We start from the raw sequence: 20,853 nt of genomic DNA on the forward strand, positions 1-20,853 counted from the left end.
TTTATTTATAATTTTTTACTGCCTTCAAATTCAAAGGCGTCATTAAATCCGATATCTTGAAATAGTTTATTAATTGCTGTTTCGTCGGTATTAATTTTTACAATTTTGTTCTTGTCAATACCCATTAATCCTAATTCAGTTTTTATAGATGTATAGATTGAAGGATTGATAGTTGCTATAATTAAAAAATCAAATTCGTCATTTTTAATGGAACTAATAGGTTGTACTGCATTGTTACCAATATTTAATTTATGAAAATCGGTATCTATCCACTTAACGATTTGAAAGAAGTTTGTTGAAGTATTTGTAGATAAAATATGCTGACCAAAGGAACCTGAGCTATAAACAACGACTTTAGATTGCTGCTGAGTTCTTAAAAAAGGATTGAAAATAATATCACCTTTACTGTTTTGAATTAATCCACCAGATCGTACAAGAATTTGAGAGTAGAGATACAGCTTAATTTGTTTGTTAAGTGTATCTTCATCTAAAACATGGCTTAGTTTTTTCTTTAGAAAACTCATGAGTAAGCCTAGTCTATAGTATTCAGTTTTTGGATCTTCAATTGATTTTACAATGGAGTCAAAACGTTGTCTGTAGTAATACAAAGGGATTTTGCTTACAACCAAGCGTTTAGAGATTGCAAGATACGAATAGGTTATCGCTGCATCTTCACCCATAACTATGTCGTTTGGGATGTCAAACAAGATAGTTTCTAATAAATCTCTTCTAAAAAGTTTGTTCCAAACATAGGTAGATACATCGTGTTGGCAAAAATCACCATTATAAATTGCTTTTGGTATGATACGGTGTTCTATGTCTTCGGCATCAAAAACTCCAACTAATTTTGGTTTAATAGTTTCAGTTTTACCGTCAAATTCTCTAAAATGTCCAGTTTCAACTAGATCGGCTGCATTAGCTTCCGCAAGTTTATATAAGGTGTCTAAATAATAATTATCTACCCAATCATCACCATCTACATAGGCGATGTACTTTCCTGTCGCATTTTTTAAACCTTCTTTTCTCGCGCTTAATAAGCCACCATTGGGTTTGTGAATGACTTTTACTCTTTCATTTGTTTTAGCATAATTGTCACAAATTTGCGAACAACCATCAGGACTTCCATCATTAACTAAAATTAACTCAAAGTTTTTGAAAGTTTGAACTAGTAGGCTGTCTATACATTCTGGAAGATATTTTTCAATTCGAAAAACAGGGACAATAACACTAATTTTAATTTTATCCATTTAATCAAATGTATTTAATTCAATATAAAACAATCCACCACCAAATTGGTCATTTTGAGAATTGCTTTTAGCTGTTGTCACATATAAGTTTGAATGGTTATCAAAACAACAAGATGTAACATTTGTACATGGTATTTTAATGACTTCTAATTGTTCTCCATTTTCAGGGTTCCATTTGGAGACACACGCTCCATTCCATTCGGCAATCCATAACATGCCATTTTGGTCAATACACATACCATCAGGATTACTTTGACCGCTAAATGCAATAACGTAGGAGTCAAAGGTTACGGTTCCGTTTTCTAAATTATAAGCGTATCTAGCAACTTTATTTGTTGGAGTGTCAATGAAATAAAGATATTTATTATCTAATGAAAAGGCTAAGCCATTTGAAATGGTCGTGTTTTCAATTATTGTTTTATAGTTGCCATTATGGTAAGAAAACACTTGTCCTAGATTTGTTTTTACTTCAGGATATCCCATGGTGCCAACAATTATTCTACCATTAGTATCGGTAATGCCATCATTAAATCTAACCGTATTTTTGATGTCAATTTGAAATTCGAATTGAGCGTTTAGCGTATTAAAATTAATCTCAAAGAAGCCGTTTTTAGAAGCTGCTAATACTTTTTTATGACCTCTCAAAAACAGACTACCTACAGGAGAATCTAGTTTAATACTTAAAACTTCTTTGGTTTCGGGATTATAGCAATATACTAAGCCTTCTAAGATCGAAACAAAATACAATAGGTTGTGTTTGGTATCAAATACTGGTCCTTCAAGAAGCTCTGAATTAGAATAAAAAACTAAAGATGATGTCATAAGTGTATGTTAGATATATTCTCCTCCTGTAATTCTAATTAAAGAGCCTGTTGTCATTGCAGATTCATCAGAAATAAAATGCATAACAGCAGGTACTGGATCAAAGCGGTTGAGCATACGACCCATAGGAATAATGTCTTTAGCTTCGTTTTTTAATTCGTCCTCACTCATACCTTCGCTAGCTCGTAAATTCACTTCACCCTCTGTGTTGGTCCATCCCATTACCACGTAATTTGATCTAATGCCATATTTAGCATAATGATGAGCAATATGATTTGATAAGGTGTATAATGTGCTTTTGGTAAGCGCATAAGCGGTTCTGTCTGCTTGACCATAATCCATATGTGCTGATCCAAAAAATATAATTGAGCCTTGTTTTAAATCCATCATAGATTTTAAAACATGTTTTGTTAAAAAGTATGGTGCCTTTAGGTTGACGTTAAACACACTATCAAATAGTTCTTCTTCAGTATCAATCAAAGAAGCAACTGGAGTTATGCCAGCGTATAAGACTAAAGCATCAATTTTACCGAACTTTTTTATGGTTCTATTGTAGAAGTTTTCAATTTCACGTGTCGTATTTAAGTCTAATTCATGAAAATATAATTGGTCTTCTTTTTGAAGCGCTTTTATAAAATCATCACCAATTTTTTGATTTCTGCCACAAAAAGAGACATTGTAGCCTTTTTTTAAGCAGGATTTAAGTATTTCGTTTCCAACACCTTTCGTGCCGCCTAAAATCATTACTGTTTTCATACTGGTAAAGGCTTAACCGCTAATTTGGACGAATTTATACATTTTTTAGTTAAAGTTAATCTTAGTGTTAATTTTTTTCGTCAAAATACACCGAAAACAAGATAGTCAGAATGAATTATTAAAAATCGTTCAGCTTTTTTAAAGAATGCAATAAAACAGATGCTCGTGGTCCCTTTTAATGCGATTGAACCTATTAATAATTTAAATAATAGTGACTAATTTAACTTGGCGGTTTTAAATGCTAAAAGCTAAGATGACTTCATAGTAGCCATGTTGTTTTAATATAAAAGCCTAAATTTATAACATGAAAAACTATTACTTATTAAGCTTAGTATTCCTTGTTTTGAGTTGTAATACTTCCGAAGAAAAGAAAAATAAAGATATTAAAGAAAAAGTTGAAGTAAAGCAGTTTAAAACACCTGTTATCAATTTAGAAGAGGCTTTTAATTTGTCTAAATTACCGATAGGTTGCATTCAAACTGAATATCCAAATAAGCTAAATCAAACTATAGGTAGTGGTGATGATTTGAAGTCTCCTCAAGATTTGCATCCTGCGTTTTATGGTTGTTTTGATTGGCATTCTGCAGTTCATGGACATTGGAGTTTGGTGAGTCTTTTAAGGCAGTATCCGAATTTGGAAAATGCAGATGAGATTAAAAGCATGCTGCTAGAAAATCTATCTCAAGAAAATATAAAAGCAGAAGTTGATTATTTCTTCGGAAAATATAACACAACATACGAGCGCACATATGGTTGGGCTTGGTTATTAAAACTAACCGAAGAACTCCACAAGTGGAATGATCCTATTTCTAAAGAGTTAGAGTCTAATTTGCAGCCTCTCACAAATTTGATTGTAGAGAAATACATGGATTTTCTTCCGAAGTTAAATTACCCAATTAGAGTAGGAGAGCATCCTAACACTGCTTTTGGCTTGTCATTCGCCTATGATTATGCAAAAACTTTAGGAGATGAGCAGTTACAATCATTAATAGAGCAACGAGCAAAAGATTTTTACATGAACGATGCTAATTGTCCTTTGAGTTGGGAGCCTAGCGGATTTGATTTTCTCTCACCGTGTTTTGAAGAGGCAGCGTTGATGAAGCGTGTGTTGCCTGCTCGAGACTTTAAAAATTGGCTTCGCGAATTTCTTCCGCAGCTAAAAGATGAAAATTTTACACTAGAAACAGGGAGGGTAAGTGATCGCACCGACGGAAAACTTGTGCATTTAGATGGTGTGAATTTTTCGAGAGCGTGGAGTTTAAATGAGATAGCTAGAGATTTGCCAGAATATAATCATCTTAAAAACATAGCTAATCAGCATATAAATTACTCATTGCCAAGTATTGTTGGAGATGGTTACGAAGGTGGGCATTGGTTAGGGAGTTTTGCTATTTATGCGCTAAACTCAGTAGATCGTGATTAAGCACTGGCTTAAAAATATAGGTCCTGGGCCTTTAGTTGCTGCGGCTTTTATTGGTCCAGGAACCGTAACCGTTTGTACAATTGCTGGGATTACTCATGGTTTTACCTTGCTTTGGGCTATGTTATTGTCAATTGCAGCTACCATTGTTTTACAGGAAATGTCTGCGCGTTTAGGTGTTGTGTCTCAAAAAGGGTTGTCTGAAGTGATTAGAGCTGAGATTTCAAATCCGTTTTTAAAAGGGTTGGTTGTGGTTTTGATTTTGTCGGCAATCGTTATTGGTAATGCGGCTTATGAAGCTGGGAATATTAGTGGTGGAGTTTTAGGGTTGCAAGCTTTGTCGGGAGGTTTAGATGCAAATGCATCACTTTGGAGTATTGTAATTGGAGTGGTTGCTTTTGTATTGCTGTACATGGGGAATTATAAGGTGCTTGAAAAAGCCTTGGTAGCATTGGTTGTGTTGATGAGCTTGGCGTTTATGGTGACTGCGATATTGACAAAACCTAATCTTTCACAAGTGTTTAAAGGTTTGTTTGTCCCTAATTTTTCTTCGGAAAACGTTATAACTGTAATTGCATTAGTTGGAACAACAGTGGTTCCTTATAATTTATTCTTACACGCGTCTTTAGTTAAAGAGAAGTGGAAAAACCCGTCAGATTTAAAATTTGCAAGAAAGGATACGATTATTGCTGTGATTCTTGGAGGAGTTGTGTCTATGTGTATTATTATTTCGGCTGCTGCGATTAGAGGAGGTGATGTTCAAAATGCTGCAGATTTGGCAAGAGGTTTAGAGCCTTTGTTTGGCGATTATGCCAAGTGTTTTTTGTCTGTAGGTTTGTTTGCTGCAGGAATAACAAGTGCGATAACTGCGCCTTTGGCTGCGGCTTATGTGGCAACAGGTTGCTTGGGTTGGAGTTCTAATATGAAATCTCTAAACTTTAGATTGGTGTGGATGTTTATTTTAGGGTTGGGTGTTTTGTTGTCTTCTATCGGATTTAAATCTATTGAAATTATAAAATTTGCTCAAGTAGCAAATGGTTTGTTGTTGCCTGTTGTTGCTGGTTTTTTGCTTTGGGTGATGAATAAAACATCTATTCTTGGAAAGTATAAAAACTCGATTGTTCAAAATGTTTTTGGGTTCGTAATTTTTGGAATAGCATTGTTTCTTGGGGTTAAAAGTGTGTTGAGGGTTTTTGAATTGGTTTAAATGAACGTGATAGATATTAATTGTGATTTAGGTGAAGGTGTAGGTAATGAGGCTGTTGTGATGCCATTGATTTCTTCGTGTAATATTGCTTGCGGTGGACATGCTGGAGATTTTGATACGATGCGAAGCGTTGTTGAGTTGGCAGGAGTTTATGGTGTGAGAATTGGCGCTCATCCTTCGTTTCCAGATGTAAAGAATTTTGGAAGAGTGGTGGTGAATATGTCGTCAAGTGATTTATATGAGAGTATAAAATTTCAAATTGAAAGTTTAAAGTCAGTCGCAGAAGCGCAGCAGTTAAAAATGCATCATGTAAAACCGCATGGTGCTTTGTATAATCTCGCTTCGGTTAATGTTGAGGTTGCAGCTACAGTGGTTGATGTTGTAAAAAGCGTTGATCCGCAGCTTATCTTGTATGTTCCTTTTGGTTCAGTTATTTCTAAAATAGCTATGAAGCAAGGGTTGAAAATAATGTACGAGGCTTTTGCTGATAGAAATTATAATGCCGATTTAACGTTGGTATCACGACGTGAGTCTGATGCGTTAATTTATGATAAAGAGGCTATTTTTAAGCATGTTTTTAATATGATTTACTACGGAAATGTAACGACTAAAAATGGAGTAGAGGTGGCCTTAAGAGTGGATACAATTTGTGTGCATGGTGATAGTGAAAATGTGATCGAAAATTTGTTGTATGTAAGGCGCAAATTAGATGAAAATAATATTAATATTTCTTAATTAATTTATGGATTATGAATTGGAATTTCGGCGGTTTTCAGAACGTTCAATTTTGATAGAATGGCCTCAAGAAATTAATGAGTTTATCTTGGAGGATGTGCTTTTGTTTAAAAAATCAATCTTGAATTTAGATATTAAATCGATACTTCAGGTAAATAGCGCATATAATTCATTATTAATTATTTATAAGTGTACTATTGATAATATCAATGATGAAATTTTAACACTTAAAGCATGTTATTTAGAGCGTAAGATAGTAAAAAAAACAAGAACAAAATTATTTAAAATTCCTGTGTGTTATACAAAGGAATTCGGTTTGGATTTAGTTGAGATTTCCGAAGAAAAAAAGTTGTCAATTCCTGAAATTATTCAATTACATTCTCAGCCTATTTATACTGTTTATTTTATTGGATTTTTACCTGGTTTTTTATACCTAGGAGGATTGGATGAGCAACTCCATTTTCCGAGGAAAACAAGTCCGAGACGAGAGGTTAAAAAAGGAGCTGTTGCTATAGGAGGAGCACAAACAGGAATTTACCCAAATGCAAGCCCTGGAGGATGGCATATAATTGGAAATTCACCTGTAGATTTATTTATGCCAAATAATGACTCACCTTGTTTTGCTAAAGCAGGTGATAGCATAGAGTTTGTGCCAATTTCTAGGGATAGATATGATGCTATTTTACATCAGGTTAAACAAGGCGATTATAATTTAGAAAGTGAGGTGGTTGATGGTTAGGGTTTTAAAAGCAGGATTGTATGATTCAATTCAGGATCAAGGTAGAGTTGGTGTTCAAGAATTTGGTGTGCCATTATCTGGTGCTATGGATCAGTATTCTGCGGCTTTAGCAAATTCTATTCTTGGTAATGATGGTAATGCTGCGGTTTTAGAGAGTGTGGCTGTTGGTCCGCATTTAAGTTTTAGTCGAGAGACGTTGATTTGTGTCACAGGGGCAGATATGAATATTGTTTTGAATATGCAGCCAATTAAAAATAACACAGTCTATGAGGTGCGAGCAAACGATGAGCTTAAATTTGGAACTTGCCAATATGGTTACCGTTCTTATTTAGCCGTTTTAGGAGGTTTTCAAACTCGTGAGCAATTTGGTAGCCGAAGCATGTGTAAAGGTATTACGGCTTCTTATAAGTTGCTTAAAGGAGATGTTTTGCCAACTTTAAAAGTTGCAGCCCATATCAATAAAACTTTTGCATCTGTAAAAATTAACAAATCACACTTTGAAACCTATAATTTTGAGGTGTTTAAAGGTCCAGAGTTTTGTTTGTTAGGTGAGCGTCAGCAGCAGCAATTATTTGAATCTTTATTTACGATTTCGAAGGATAGTAATCGAATGGCATTTCAGTTAGACGAACCCTTTGATAATGCATTGTGTGGTATGATAACGTCATTAGTGCTACCAGGAACAGTACAGTTGACACCATCAGGGAAACTAATCATTTTAATGCGAGATTGTCAAACTACAGGTGGTTATCCTAGGGTGTTACAGTTAACTGAAAAGTCAATTAATAGTATCGTTCAACAGTTTATTGGTAGTAAAATTGCGTTTAAATGTTTAAATTAGTAGGAAAAAGACTTATTTTAACATAAAAAGTAGTTTTGTATTAAGATTTTATATACATTGCTCTCGCAATTAATTCAAAACAAATACATTATGAAAAAACTAGTATTAATAATTTTAGGATTTATTCTTGGCGCTTTAGCCATGTATTTTTATTGTGTAAACAATCAATCTAAAGATAATATGACAGAAACACCAACACCAAGTGGAATTATTAATCCAGAAGAAATTACAACATTAACAGAAGCTTACAATCCAAGGTACGATACCGTTACTAAAGCCTTTTTTAGAGGAGTGCCAGATGGAGATAATAGATCATCGTGGTATTCGTTAGAAGATTTACGTAATTATTTAACGATAGCCGAAAAACAAGCTAATGGCTTAAAATATAATATGGATGGCGTAAGAATTTATTTAGGAGCTAAGGCTGCAACAGGAAAAGCGCCAGGTTATACAACCATGTTGTTTGTGCCAACAGGAACTCCTATGACATCTGAAGGGAAAATTCTTAACTTAGCACCACTTCAAGGAGGTGGAGGAAGTCGTGATATTCCTGGAGCAAAAGGATTAGATATGGGTGGTGAAGGTACACCTCCAGGTGTAAATTACCCTCAATAATATCTAGCTTATTGAAAGCGTTTTTAATTGATAATGGAATTTATATAACAAAAGTATTAGAGTTTATTGCTGCTTTTGCAGGAACACTCTATATTAGAAAAAATAAAAATTCTGTAATTAAGATTTTTGTAATATACCTCTGGATAACATTTATCATAGAGGTAGTTGCATTATATACTTATGTCATGCAACACAATTATGACTATAACTGGTTTATAGCTATTAAAAACAGTAATTTTTGTAACAATAGATGGCTCTATAATATCTATTCTTTTTTAGCAATAGGTTTAATAGGGCTGTTTTATTCAAATCTAATGAGTACTAAATTATTTAGAAATATTATTAGAGTCGTATTTATCTTTTTTAGTGTTTTTGTGTTTATGTTTTTTACTCTAACCGATGCATTTTTTGCTAGATCTATTCCTTATGCATTTGTATTAGGAACCGTAGTTATATGTTTATATGTAATTTTATATTTTATTGAGTTAATGAGAAGTGAAGAATTACTCAACTTTAAAAAAATGCCATCATTTTACATTAGCATTGCGTTATTATTGTGGTATTTATGCGCAACACCTCTTTTTATATTTGATTCTTATTTTAAAGCGGTAAATACAGATTTTGTTAATTTTAGAAATGTATTTTTATTAATCATAAACATTTTTACCTACTTATGCTTTACGTTTGGTTTTTGGTATTCGCTCAAGAAGAGCAAGCAATAAATGAAGAACAAATGGCATTAATAGCTTATGTTATTTTTGCAGTCTTGTTACTTTGTATAATGGCTATTTTGTTTTTTGTAACCTTCCAGAAACGAAAAAACAGTTTGTTATTAAAACAAATAGAGCAACAAAAAGCATTTGATGAAGAAATCTCTAGATCTCAAACCGAAATCCAAGAAGAAACCTTAAAGTATGTTGGTAGAGAGTTGCATGATAATGTTGGTCAATTACTTGCTTATGCCAATATGCAACTCAATGCTTTAAATTCAAAAGTTCCTGATAACATAAAAAGTAATGTTAGTGAAACCACTCAAATTGTAAAAGATAGTTTAAAGGAAGTACGAGCATTATCAAAATCCTTAAATAATGAAGTATTATCAAATATTGGTTTACAAGCTTCAATTGAAAATGAAATGCAACGCTTAAAGCGCATGGATTTTTCTTCTACGGAATTAGAAATACTCGGCACCCAAAGAGAACTTAAGAATAAGAAACATGAAATCATCATTTTCAGAATTTTGCAAGAGTTCTTTTCTAATTCGGTTAAATATTCCGAAGCAGATGAAATTAAAGTGGTTTTAGATTATCAAGAAAAGCAATTAGTCGTTAAGGCCTCAGATGATGGTAAAGGTTTTGATATCACATGGGCCGAACAAGGATCTGGAATCATAAACATGAAAAGTAGGGCAAAACTAATTAATACTCAATTTGATCTAGAATCACAAATTGAAAAAGGAGTAACCTTAACACTCACGTATCCGTTTGATTAAAATAAACGAATAATATTAAGCTTCACAAGCGTTCCATATTGGATCATTTGGTAAATTTGCTATAACATCAATGTTTACTTTAGACACAGGATGAATGAACTGTAATCTTCTAGCATGTAAATTGATGCTTGCATCCTTGTTACTTCGGTCAAAACCGTATTTTAAATCCCCTTTAATTGGAGATCCAATATTAGATAATTGAACTCTAATTTGATGGTGTCTACCAGTTTCTAACTCAATCTCCAAAAGCGTATAATTATCTAATGCTTTTAAAGTTTTATAATGCAAAATAGCTTTTTTACTATCTTTTATTTCCTTCGGAAATGCCCTAGATTTATTATTTTTAGGATTCTTTTTTAACCAATTAATTAGGGTGTCTTCAGCTTGCTCTGGAGCATTTTTAACAATCGCCCAATAGGTTTTATTGGCTTTTTTATCAGCAAATAATTTATTAAGCCTTGGTAGCGCCTTGCTCGTTTTGGCAAACATCACAATACCTGTTGTTGGTCGATCTAATCTATGAACAACACCTAGGTACACGTTTCCTGGTTTATTGTATTTATCTTTTATATAGTCTTTAACTACATCACTTAGCGGTTTATCTCCAGTGCGATCACCTTGTACAATATCGCCAGCACGTTTGTTAACGATTATGATATGGTTGTCTTCATAAACAACCTGAAGATTAGATGTATTAGATAGTATTTTTCCAGAAGGTTTAGCCACAAAAACAAGAATAATTATTATTTACTGTATACTAATACTGTTCCGTATCACTAGGAAAATCTTTAGATTTAACATCGTCAACATATTGTCCAATGGCAGTAGTCATTTCTTCGTATAAATTCATGTAACGTCTTAAAAAACGTGGATTGAATTCATGTGTCATGCCAATCATGTCGTGAAGTACTAAAACTTGTCCGTCAACACCACCTCCTGCGCCAATTCCAATCACAGGTATAGACACACTTTTTGCAACTTCTTCAGCTAGTTTTGCAGGTATTTTTTCTAAAACAATACCAAAACAACCCGCTTTTTCTAGCATTAAAGCATCTTCTTTGAGTTGTTGCGCCTCTTGTTCTTCTTTGGCACGAACCGTATATGTTCCAAATTTATAAATGGATTGAGGTGTTAAGCCTAAATGTCCCATAACAGGAATTCCAGCATTTAGAATACGTTTTATAGAATCTTTTACTTCTTTTCCGCCTTCCATCTTTACGGCATGTCCACCAGATTCTTTCATGATTCTAATTGCCGATCGTAGCGCTTCTTTAGGATCACTTTGATAACTTCCAAAAGGTAAATCAACAACCACTAAAGCCCTGTCAATTGCTCTAACTACAGAGGAAGCATGATAAATCATTTGATCTAATGTAATAGGTAAAGTCGTTTCATGGCCAGCCATCACATTACTAGCAGAATCACCAACCAAAATCACATCAATGCCAGCACCATCAACAATTTTTGCCATGGTATAATCATAAGCAGTTAACATAGAAATTTTCTCGTTATGTTGCTTCATCTCTACTAGAGATTTTACGGTAACTCTTTTGTAATCTTTTTTTGCTACAGACATGTGGTAATATTTAGTAATTCGTAAAAATACAGAGATTTCTTAAACTTTATTTATTCTGAAGCTTAAAAACCTTTAATTTTATAATTCATCGGAAATTTTAAAGAATGAAAATCCTCAACTTTTGCATTATAATTTTTATACATACCCTTTCTTTTTCGCAAACTACAGAACAAGATAAAGTCAAGGCAACCATTCAACAATTTTTTGAAGGCTTTCATAAACAGGATAGTATAATGATTTTGCAAACAGTTCATAAAGATATTAAAATGCAATCTATAGCAAAAAATAGAGAAGGAGTGACGGTATTAAATACTTCAGACTTTTCTTCATTTTTAAAATCAATTGTATCAATTCCGAAGGAAAAAACATTTAGAGAAACGATTTTAGAGTATTCTATTCAAGTCGATGGACATATGGCACATATCTGGACGCCTTATAATTTTTATTTTGATGGTAATTTTAGCCATTGTGGTGTAAATTCCTTTCAGTTATTTAAAGAAAAAGGGCAATGGAAAATTATTTATTTAATTGATACACGCCGTAAAAAATGTAATTACGACAAGTTTAATCACCTTAAAGATTAGAGATATAAGAGTGAGCTTTGCGCCTTTGCAATACCTATTAGCAGTCCGATAAATGCACACCTACAGCCAAACCACCTTCACTAGTTTCTTTGTACTTTGTATTCATATCCTTTGCAGTTTCCCACATGGTTTGCACCACTTTATCTATAGGCACTTTTACATTGTTAGGATCTGTATCTAAAGCGAGTTCACATGCATTGATAGCTTTTATGGCTCCCATTGCATTACGCTCTATACATGGTATTTGAACCAATCCACCAATGGGATCGCAGGTCATTCCTAGATGATGTTCCATTGCAATTTCAGCAGCAACTAAAACTTGTTCAGGTGTGCCACCAGAGAGTTCACAAAGCGCACCAGCAGCCATGGCAGATGATACACCTATTTCAGCCTGACAACCACCCATTGCAGCACTTATTGTAGCTCCTTTTTTAAAGATACTTCCTATTTCTCCTGCAACAAGTAAAAAGCGTTTGATATCTTCAAAATTAGCATCGTGGTTTTCTATAACCAAATAATACATTAGTACAGCAGGAATTACTCCTGCACTACCATTAGTAGGCGCAGTGACAACGCGTCCTAGTGAAGCATTAACTTCATTTACTGCTAAGGCAAAACAGCTAACCCATTTTAAGATTTGTCTAAATTTTACTTCAGTTCCTCTAATAGAGTAGAGCCATTCTACTGGATTTGTATAAGGCACATCTCCTTTTAATTTTTGATGCATGTCATAAGCACGACGTCTTACATTTAAGCCACCAGGAAGATTGCCTTCGGTGTGACAGCCAACATACATGCATTCTAACATCGTATCCCAAACACGTTGAATTTCAGAATCTATAGTCTCTATTGATCGTATAGATTTTTCATTCTCTAAAACAACACCAGAAATTGGTAAATCTAGTTGATGACAAAATTTTAATAATTGTACGCCGTTTTCAATAGGATAAGGAAATGTACAGTAAAAGGTGATTTTATTTTTCTTTGAAACTTTGCGCTCTTCTTGTACTACAAATCCACCACCAATAGAATAATAAGTAGATTTATAACGTCTACCATTAATTGTTGCGGTAAATGTCATTCCGTTAGAGTGAAATGGTAAAAATTTTCTATTAAAAACAATATCATTTTTAATATCAAATTCTATGGTACGTTCGTTATTAAATAAAAGCGTATTAGTGTTTTTTACAGAAGCAACAATTATATCAATTGATTCAACAGGAACATATTCAGGGTCAGCACCACTTAAACCAAGTATAACCGCAAAATCTGTAGCATGACCTTTACCTGTTAAAGATAAAGACCCAAAAAGATCCACTGTTATGTGTTCAACCTTATCAAATTTCTTGGTAAGTTTAAGATCTTTAATCCAACGTTCGGCAGCTCTCCAAGGTCCTAATGTATGAGAACTTGATGGGCCAACGCCAATTTTGAGCATGTCAAAGACAGAAATACACTCCATTTACGAAATCGTTTAAGTGCGCAAATATAAAGTATATATTGAATTTTAGTACCACAATTATAAAATAAAAAAGCACTTTCAAATATGTTGAAAGTGCTTTAGTAAATACTTAAACTAGAGGTTTATTTAATAATTATTTTTTTAGTTTCTCCAGTATTTGTTTTTAAAATATAAGTGCCCGAAATAACATTTGGTATTTTAAGTGATCCCGTTTGTAACTGAGATGTAATCACTCTACCTTGAATGTCAAATAGAGTAACATCTACTAATTTATTGAAAAACACAGTCTGGTTGGCTGCACTTGGATTAGGAAATAGTTTCAAGTTGTTATCTGTGCTAGAGATTTCATTACTACTTAATTTCACCTTATCTAAAGAATAAACGCTTACAGTAGAGCTTACTTCATTTGATAAGACAATTAATGCAGTATTACTAGGGCTATCTTCTGGAGAAATATAAAGTATCCCTTCTGGACCTAAATCACCACCTTCATCGTTTCCTAAATCTCTATTATTCACATAGCTCTCAAAAACTGGGTTTTCAGGATTTGTAACATTGTAAGTCATGAATCCGCCAACACGTTCTAAGGTGATAAAAGCGTAAAATTCTCCATCAATTTGAGCAACAGTTACCCCTTCTGGTTCAGGGCCTTTATTGTCACTTCGATTTTTAAACGTATTATTACTATTGCTTGCATTGAATAGTGCTCCATAAATAGGATCTGCAGCAGTAATACGCTCAAAATCGTCACCACTATCATAAACTAATGCACCAGTTGTTGTGTTCCATATACTAAACGAACGAGTTCCAAATACATGGATTTCATCAAAATCTCCATCATTATCGATATCTCCAGTTGCATTTGTGATAGAAAGCGCTCCTAGATTGGTATCTAATGCTAATTGATTTTGGTTATTAAAAACGGCAGGATCTAACGTTATATCTCCTAGAGATACTTCTTCTTCAAAAGCATCGTATTCTCTGGCATCACCTTCGTTTGCTGTTACTAAATATGTAATGTCTCCAATGTTATAAGATGCAATGGCATCTGGCATATACATTCCTTTTATTGGCCAATTAGCCATAAAAATAAAATTGGTATCATTAGATGTATCAATTGTATTTCTGGATAGGCTATGATCCTTTAAGCCTAAAGGCATAATATCTGTAATTGTATTGGTGGTAAGATCAATAACACCAATTGCATTATTTTCTTGTAAAGAGACCCAAGCCGTTTGCGAATCTTCAGAAAACGTAATATACTCAGGTTCTAAATCTTGAGATACTGATGATCCAGGACCAAAGATTCTAACGTTCTCAGCTTTTAAACTCGCTAAATCTGCATCAAAATTATTAAAGTTGATGTGTATAACATTAGCTTGTGTAATATTTTCTAATCCGCCAGTGACGTCTATTACAGTGATGCTGCCTTCCGGATCTATGGTATAATCATTATTTGGTTGGCCTTCATTTGCAACCAATACCTTTGTACCATCTGGAGAGAACGTGACCATGTCTGGCAAATTTCCGACGGTAACAGTAGAAGTAATAGTACCATTTGTATCCATAAACAGAACGATACCATCTGCTGTAGGTCCATTTGAAACTGAAGCAACTACAAATCCATTATGAGTAGCAACACTTGTTGGTCCTTCTGTACCATAAGCAGATAAATCAATAGAGGTTATGGTATTGATTGCTGTTAAATCTGAAAAATCTAAAATTTCAATCTTAGCACCTGTAGAGTTTAATACAAATAAACGTTGTGTGGCTGCATCATATGCAGAGATTTCAGCAGAACCAGCATCATCTACCAAATAGCTTGTAGCAAAGTTAATATCTAATAAGTTGGAAGCAGCAGGTACTACCACATCATTATCAAGAATATAAATACCAATAACAGTATTGCTGCCTAATGTTGCGTTGATAGGATTTGTTAATTCTAACAAAAATAACTCATCGGCTTCAAAAGTGATATCATCAATAATTTCAATGGTTAAAGTGATAGGTGCAGTGCTATTAGCAGGAATTGTAACAGTTTGATTCGTAAATGTAAAATCTGTAGTTAATGTTGCGGTTTGCAATTCTGTTACCAAAGCGACATCAACGGTAATGTCATTTGTTGATGCAGTACTAGTTTCAATAACAATAGAAATACTAGAATCGTTTTCAGAAACATTATATACAGTTTCGGCAAAGGTAATCTCTGGTGCCACATTTGTATTTGGCTCAAAAACTCCTGGAGAAGCGAAAACATCAAATCCGTTGTCAATACCAACCAAATTTGTTGCAGGAACCCAGTTTGTACCCTCATTAAAATTTCCATTTGGATTTTGCAACTCTAATGATGGTCCATCACCATCAGCAGATGTTGGCCACGGTTCATCGTCACTGTATTCCATCTCAAAAATTAGAGTTTGTTCAGAGTTTAGTATCTGTAAAACTTCACCACCATTTCCTAAAGCATTAGAAATGCCTTGAGGCATATCTAAAAAAGTAACTCCATAAAAGGCATCTGCTGTAGTTTTATCGGTTGCTAGTAGTACGATTTCTTGTGGTGCTAAGGTTTGCTGCGGAAATGTAAAAATGAAATTACTTTCGTCTTTAACCTGTATACCTCCTAAATTAATGGCAGATGAGGATGCGTTATAAATTTCTAAAAATTCAAGTGCATCATTATCTGATGCAGTATTGTACATGATTTCAGTAATAACTAATCCTGATGTAAGAGTATTAAAAAATAGATCATCACTTTGAAATGGCGCATTTTGCATATTAGACGACAAGTCTTCAATATCATTAACTGTAAGTTGGTATGCAATACCTGTTAAGAAGCCAGAGTGTGTCACAGTTGCAGTATGAGTACTAGTATTATAGGAAACAGTAGTAATAGTGACACCATTAGTAATAGCGTAGTTGGTTAAGTTTTCTGCAGATACAGGAGTGAGGTCTTCAGAAAATACGATATCTAAAGTTGTTGCACTAGTTATATTAACTGTACTAACCGAAGGTGCAGTAGTATCTATGGATGACATTACAAAAGAAGTGGTGTCAAAAGGTAAAACTAACGCGCTTTGGTCACCACTTGCGTCATCTAGTGTGTAATTAGTCATGTCATTTAAAGCGACTAAATAGCCATTGGCTTGTAAGCCAGTTCTAGGGCCAACATATTGAGCAACGTCTGTACCGCTTGGGTAAGTTATGGCAGTTGTACCCTCTATAAGGTTAGTACCATCTAAACTTCCATATCCAGAGCTAGAGTTTGCTACAGCAGCGATAAATGTAGATGGTACTCTGGGTTCGTTGGCATCATTTACTAGAAATACAAAAATGGCTTCTGCACTTGCAGAGATACCTCCAGGTTCTCCTGTAATTGTCCCAACAGATACTGAAGGTACGGTAGCACTAATAGTGTTAAAGGTAATTACTGTTCCAGCTGTAATAATTGAGTTTCCAGAGTTCCAAGAGAAGTCATTTTCATCAGTTCCAAATGCGGTTCCGGTCCATTCAGAATCCGTAAAATAAAGCGTTGTGTTTACAGGTATATCTACAAAGGTAACCATTGCAAAATCATCGTCATTATCAGCATTAAATGCTATAAATGCCATGTCACCACTATCTAATTGTGCAAACAATTGATTAGTGATAAGAAATAGTAATAAGAGTACAAGTTTTTTCATAATAAGATAGTTGGATTAATTTTTTCGTGAAATTATTACCCAAACGTTTATAGAAAATAAAGTGTAGATTAAGAAACCTTAAACAAATTTGTGTGTCAATCCATTAAGACGTAATAATCTCAATATGTAGTGTTAATTAATTAAAGCTTAGTTAACAATTACATATTATGACATCATGTCATATATTTTGTCATGGCATAAAGATTGCCATATAGAAAACGTAAACAAAAATGAACATAACATTTCCGAAGTAAAAGGAAATACTTTAAAACAAATATAATTATGAGTAAGATTATTGGAATCGATTTAGGAACTACCAACTCTTGCGTTTCTGTAATGGAAGGTAACGAGCCAGTAGTTATCCCAAATGCTGAGGGTAAAAGAACAACACCATCAGTAATTGCCTTTGTAGAAGGTGGAGAAATTAAAGTTGGAGATCCAGCTAAAAGACAAGCAGTAACAAACCCAACAAAAACAGTTTATTCTATTAAGCGTTTTATGGGTAACAAATATTCTGAATCTAAAAAAGAAGCAGAACGTGTACCATATACAGTGGTAAAAGGTGATAACGATACACCAAGAGTAGATATTGATGGTCGTTTATACACACCTCAAGAATTATCGGCTATGATTCTTCAAAAAATGAAGAAAACTGCCGAAGACTATTTAGGAACATCAGTAAGTGAAGCAGTAATTACTGTGCCAGCTTATTTTAATGATTCTCAACGTCAAGCAACTAAAGAAGCTGGAGAAATTGCAGGCTTAAAAGTTCGTAGAATTATCAACGAACCTACAGCAGCAGCTTTAGCTTATGGTATGGACAAAAAAGGTGTTGATCAAAAAATCGTTGTTTTCGATTTTGGTGGAGGAACACATGATGTATCTATCTTAGAATTAGGTGATGGTGTATTTGAAGTATTATCTACAGATGGTGATACACATTTAGGTGGTGATGATGTTGATCAAAAAATCATTAACTGGTTAGCAGAAGAGTTTAAAGGAGAAGAAAGTATTGATTTACGTGAAGATCCTATGGCTTTACAACGTTTAAAAGAAGCGTCTGAAAAAGCAAAGATTGAATTATCATCTTCTGAGCAAACAGAAATCAACTTACCTTACGTTACAGCTACAGCATCAGGACCAAAACACTTGGTACGTACATTAACACGTTCTAAATTTGAGCAGTTAATTGATGATTTAGTAAAACGTACAATTGAGCCATGTGCATCAGCTTTAAAAGCAGCAGGTTTATCAAAAAGTGATATTGACGAAGTTATTTTAGTAGGAGGATCAACACGTATTCCTGCAGTACAAGAAGCTGTAGAGAAATTCTTTGGAAAAACACCAAGTAAAGGTGTTAATCCTGATGAGGTTGTTTCTTTAGGAGCAGGAATCCAAGGTGGAGTATTAACTGGTGATGTAAAAGATGTATTGTTATTAGACGTTACACCTTTATCTCTAGGTATCGAAACTATGGGTAATGTAATGACAAAATTGATTGAAGCAAATACAACGATTCCTACAAAGAAATCACAAGTATTCTCAACAGCAGCAGATAATCAGCCATCAGTAGAAATCCATGTATTACAAGGAGAGCGCTCAATGGCAGCAGATAATAAAACAATTGGTCGTTTCCATTTAGATGGTATTCCACCAGCACAAAGAGGAACACCTCAAATTGAAGTTATCTTTGATATTGATGCTAATGGTATCATTAAAGTTTCTGCAGAAGATAAAGCAACAGGGAAGAAGCAAGATATTCGTATTGAAGCATCATCTGGATTAACAGAAGATGAAATTGCTAAAATGAAGCAAGAAGCAGAAGCAAATGCAGATGCAGATGCTAAAGCAGTAGAAAACGCTAAGAAATTAAACGAAGCAGATGCTATGATTTTCCAAACAGAAAATCAATTAAAGGAATTTGGTGATAAATTATCTGATGATAAAAAACAACCAATTGAAGAAGCACTTGAAGAGTTGAAAAAAGCTTACGAAACTAAAGACGTTGAAGTAATAACTCCAGCTTTAGATAAAATCAACGAAGCTTGGAAAGTAGCTAGTGAAGAAATGTACAAAGCACAAGCCGAAGCTCAAGGAGGAGCACAAGGTCAACCAGGACCAGATGCAAGCCAAAATGGTGAAGCAGAAGGAAGTGATGTGGAAGACGTAGATTTCGAAGAAGTGAAGTAAGTAGATAGCCAAGTTTTGAAACATAAAACTTGAGCGAATCACTGCTCCCAAATTAGTTTTGGGATCTCAAATATACACAACGTCATGCTGAACTAGTTTTTAGCATCTCACAAAGTAATATTACTTAACATTTGAAAAAACGCAATCAGAAATGATTGCGTTTTTTTATGCATACAGCTAAAATGATATATAAAACTCGTTAATTTGCAAACATGACATTTTCAGCATCTATTAAAACGACACTTCTACCCAAACGCCTAGCCATAAAACTAACGGCAAAAGGAGAAAATTATGTGCAACAAGGACATCCTTGGGTGTTTTCAGAAAGTATTGTGAAATTCAATGCAGATGCAAAAAGTGGTGACTTAGCTATTATCTTCGGAAAGCGTAAAAACGGCATGATTGGTATAGGTTTATACGACGCCGAGTCTCCAATAAGAATTAAAATGATTTATAATGAAGGGAAACCAACACAAATAGATGCTATTTTTTTTCTTCGGAACATTGAAAATGCATATCAAAAACGTCTTCCATTATTAAAGACCGAAACCACTAGTTACAGATTATTATTTGGAGAGAACGACGGTTTCCCTTCGCTCATTGCAGATGTTTATAATTCTGTTTTAGTGGTAAAACTCTATTCTGAAATCTGGCTACCTTATCTAAACACTATTTTAGAAAGTTTAGTGCATGTATCTGGTTGCAAAACCGTAGTTATTAGATTGAGTCGTGGTCTTCAACAATCTAGCTCACATCAACTAAAAGATGGAGAAGTGGTTTATGGAACTCTAGAAAATGAGGTGGTAGAATTTGTAGAACATGGCGTTAAGTTTTCGGCAAATGTGATTAAAGGTCATAAAACGGGTTACTTTTTAGATCATAGAGAGAATAGACGTCAAGTAGGATTGTTAAGTAAAAACAAAACCGTTTTAGATGTGTTTTCTTATGCTGGCGGATTTTCAGTACATGCACTTGCCAATGGAGCAAAAGAAGTGTCTAGCTTAGATATAAGTTCACAAGCCTTAGAAATAGCAGTTCAAAACGGGACATTAAATACGTATTCTGGTAAACATATCACACTTGCTGGTGATGCTTTTAAAATATTGGAGCAGCTCATTTCCGAAGGAAAAAGATTTGATGTGGTTGTTATCGATCCGCCAAGTTTTGCCAAACAACAATCTGAAATTCTACTTGCTAAAAAAAAGTATGCACAATTAGCTCGATTAGGAGAGAAACTTACTGCTAGAGAAGGCTTGTTAGTACTAGCGTCATGTTCGTCTAGAGTGACAGCTAGAGCATTTTATGATATTAATGAACAAACGTTAATATCTACTAAACGTTCATTTTCTGTAGAACAAAAAACGCAACATGATATTGACCATCCTGTTGGTTTTCCTGAAGGCTCCTATTTAAAAACCGGATATTATAGATTTCAAGACTAGTAAACTACTATGCATGCATAATATTTATTATATTTGTAGTACTCA

The 20,853-nt window shown here is 34.0% G+C and carries 18 protein-coding genes; 11 read left to right on the forward strand and 7 right to left on the reverse strand.

Annotated features, from left to right (window positions below):
• Positions 1 to 5 precede the first annotated feature (5 nt).
• Genes TD29_RS08730 through TD29_RS08740 form a run of 3 tightly spaced genes read right to left on the reverse strand, consistent with a single transcriptional unit; the run spans position 6 to position 2,825 of the window.
• Positions 6 to 1,247, reverse strand: coding sequence for a glycosyltransferase family 2 protein (locus tag TD29_RS08730; protein ID WP_040280082.1), 1,242 nt, complete (start codon positions 1,245 to 1,247; stop codon positions 6 to 8).
• The gene (locus TD29_RS08735) at positions 1,248 to 2,069 is read right to left on the reverse strand and encodes an SMP-30/gluconolactonase/LRE family protein (protein WP_040280083.1); all 822 of its coding nucleotides are present in this window, start codon (positions 2,067 to 2,069) and stop codon (positions 1,248 to 1,250) included. It lies immediately after the preceding gene.
• Between the two features lie 9 nt (positions 2,070 to 2,078).
• Positions 2,079 to 2,825 (reverse strand): SDR family NAD(P)-dependent oxidoreductase, encoded by a 747-nt coding sequence (locus TD29_RS08740; protein ID WP_040280085.1) that lies wholly within the window; start codon positions 2,823 to 2,825, stop codon positions 2,079 to 2,081.
• Positions 2,826 to 3,129: 304 nt separating this feature from the next.
• Between TD29_RS08740 and TD29_RS08745 the strand changes: the two genes are divergently transcribed.
• The 8 genes from TD29_RS08745 to TD29_RS08780 all read left to right on the forward strand — a co-directional run bounded on the left by TD29_RS08745 (position 3,130) and on the right by TD29_RS08780 (position 9,874).
• Positions 3,130 to 4,248, forward strand: a complete 1,119-nt coding sequence (locus TD29_RS08745) for a DUF2891 domain-containing protein (RefSeq protein WP_040280086.1) — start codon at positions 3,130 to 3,132, stop codon at positions 4,246 to 4,248.
• Positions 4,241 to 5,452 (forward strand): Nramp family divalent metal transporter, encoded by a 1,212-nt coding sequence (locus TD29_RS08750; RefSeq protein WP_040280087.1) that lies wholly within the window; start codon positions 4,241 to 4,243, stop codon positions 5,450 to 5,452. The genes TD29_RS08745 and TD29_RS08750 overlap by 8 nt, the downstream gene beginning before the upstream one ends.
• Positions 5,453 to 6,187: a 5-oxoprolinase subunit PxpA gene (pxpA, locus tag TD29_RS08755; protein ID WP_040280089.1), complete on the forward strand. Its 735-nt coding sequence runs from the start codon at positions 5,453 to 5,455 to the stop codon at positions 6,185 to 6,187.
• Positions 6,188 to 6,194: 7 nt separating this feature from the next.
• Positions 6,195 to 6,926 (forward strand): 5-oxoprolinase subunit PxpB, encoded by a 732-nt coding sequence (pxpB, locus tag TD29_RS08760; protein WP_040280090.1) that lies wholly within the window; start codon positions 6,195 to 6,197, stop codon positions 6,924 to 6,926.
• Positions 6,919 to 7,767 carry a 5-oxoprolinase subunit C family protein gene (locus TD29_RS08765; RefSeq protein WP_040280091.1) on the forward strand — a complete coding sequence of 283 codons (849 nt, stop codon included), beginning with the start codon at positions 6,919 to 6,921 and terminating at the stop codon, positions 7,765 to 7,767. Before pxpB ends, TD29_RS08765 begins: the two co-directional genes overlap by 8 nt.
• A gap of 90 nt (positions 7,768 to 7,857) precedes the next feature.
• The gene (locus TD29_RS08770; protein ID WP_040280164.1) at positions 7,858 to 8,382 is read left to right on the forward strand and encodes a hypothetical protein; all 525 of its coding nucleotides are present in this window, start codon (positions 7,858 to 7,860) and stop codon (positions 8,380 to 8,382) included.
• 11 nt (positions 8,383 to 8,393) lie between these two features.
• Complete coding sequence (locus tag TD29_RS08775; protein ID WP_040280092.1) at positions 8,394 to 9,104, forward strand: hypothetical protein; 711 nt, start codon at positions 8,394 to 8,396, stop codon at positions 9,102 to 9,104.
• Complete coding sequence (locus tag TD29_RS08780; RefSeq protein ID WP_084203422.1) at positions 9,056 to 9,874, forward strand: sensor histidine kinase; 819 nt, start codon at positions 9,056 to 9,058, stop codon at positions 9,872 to 9,874. The genes TD29_RS08775 and TD29_RS08780 overlap by 49 nt, the downstream gene beginning before the upstream one ends.
• Positions 9,875 to 9,889: 15 nt before the next feature.
• Here the strand turns inward: TD29_RS08780 and TD29_RS08785 are convergent, their stop codons facing one another.
• Both TD29_RS08785 and panB read right to left on the reverse strand, forming a co-directional pair.
• Complete coding sequence (locus tag TD29_RS08785) at positions 9,890 to 10,600, reverse strand: RluA family pseudouridine synthase (protein WP_040280094.1); 711 nt, start codon at positions 10,598 to 10,600, stop codon at positions 9,890 to 9,892.
• 31 nt (positions 10,601 to 10,631) lie between these two features.
• A complete protein-coding gene (gene panB / locus TD29_RS08790) occupies positions 10,632 to 11,450 on the reverse strand; it encodes a 3-methyl-2-oxobutanoate hydroxymethyltransferase (RefSeq protein WP_040280095.1) in 819 nt (272 codons plus the stop codon).
• A 104-nt stretch (positions 11,451 to 11,554) separates the two neighbouring features.
• Between panB and TD29_RS08795 the strand changes: the two genes are divergently transcribed.
• Positions 11,555 to 12,034 carry a nuclear transport factor 2 family protein gene (locus tag TD29_RS08795; RefSeq protein ID WP_040280096.1) on the forward strand — a complete coding sequence of 160 codons (480 nt, stop codon included), beginning with the start codon at positions 11,555 to 11,557 and terminating at the stop codon, positions 12,032 to 12,034.
• A gap of 37 nt (positions 12,035 to 12,071) precedes the next feature.
• Here TD29_RS08795 and TD29_RS08800 read toward each other — a convergent pair whose 3' ends face one another.
• Both TD29_RS08800 and TD29_RS17885 read right to left on the reverse strand, forming a co-directional pair.
• The gene (locus TD29_RS08800) at positions 12,072 to 13,496 is read right to left on the reverse strand and encodes an L-serine ammonia-lyase (protein ID WP_040280098.1); all 1,425 of its coding nucleotides are present in this window, start codon (positions 13,494 to 13,496) and stop codon (positions 12,072 to 12,074) included.
• A gap of 122 nt (positions 13,497 to 13,618) precedes the next feature.
• Positions 13,619 to 17,176 (reverse strand): choice-of-anchor I family protein, encoded by a 3,558-nt coding sequence (locus TD29_RS17885; protein ID WP_052467039.1) that lies wholly within the window; start codon positions 17,174 to 17,176, stop codon positions 13,619 to 13,621.
• Positions 17,177 to 17,458: 282 nt separating this feature from the next.
• On the opposite strand from TD29_RS17885, the gene dnaK reads away from it, so the two are divergent.
• Together dnaK and TD29_RS08815 are read left to right on the forward strand one after the other, a co-directional pair.
• Positions 17,459 to 19,366, forward strand: a complete 1,908-nt coding sequence (dnaK, locus tag TD29_RS08810) for a molecular chaperone DnaK (RefSeq protein ID WP_040280099.1) — start codon at positions 17,459 to 17,461, stop codon at positions 19,364 to 19,366.
• Positions 19,367 to 19,578: 212 nt separating this feature from the next.
• Entirely contained in the window at positions 19,579 to 20,808 is a 1,230-nt protein-coding gene (locus tag TD29_RS08815) for a class I SAM-dependent rRNA methyltransferase (RefSeq protein WP_040280100.1), read from the forward strand.
• Positions 20,809 to 20,853: the final 45 nt, after the last annotated feature.

Source organism: Psychroserpens damuponensis, from assembly GCF_000826655.1.
GTDB classification, from domain to species: Bacteria; Bacteroidota; Bacteroidia; order Flavobacteriales; family Flavobacteriaceae; genus Psychroserpens; species Psychroserpens damuponensis.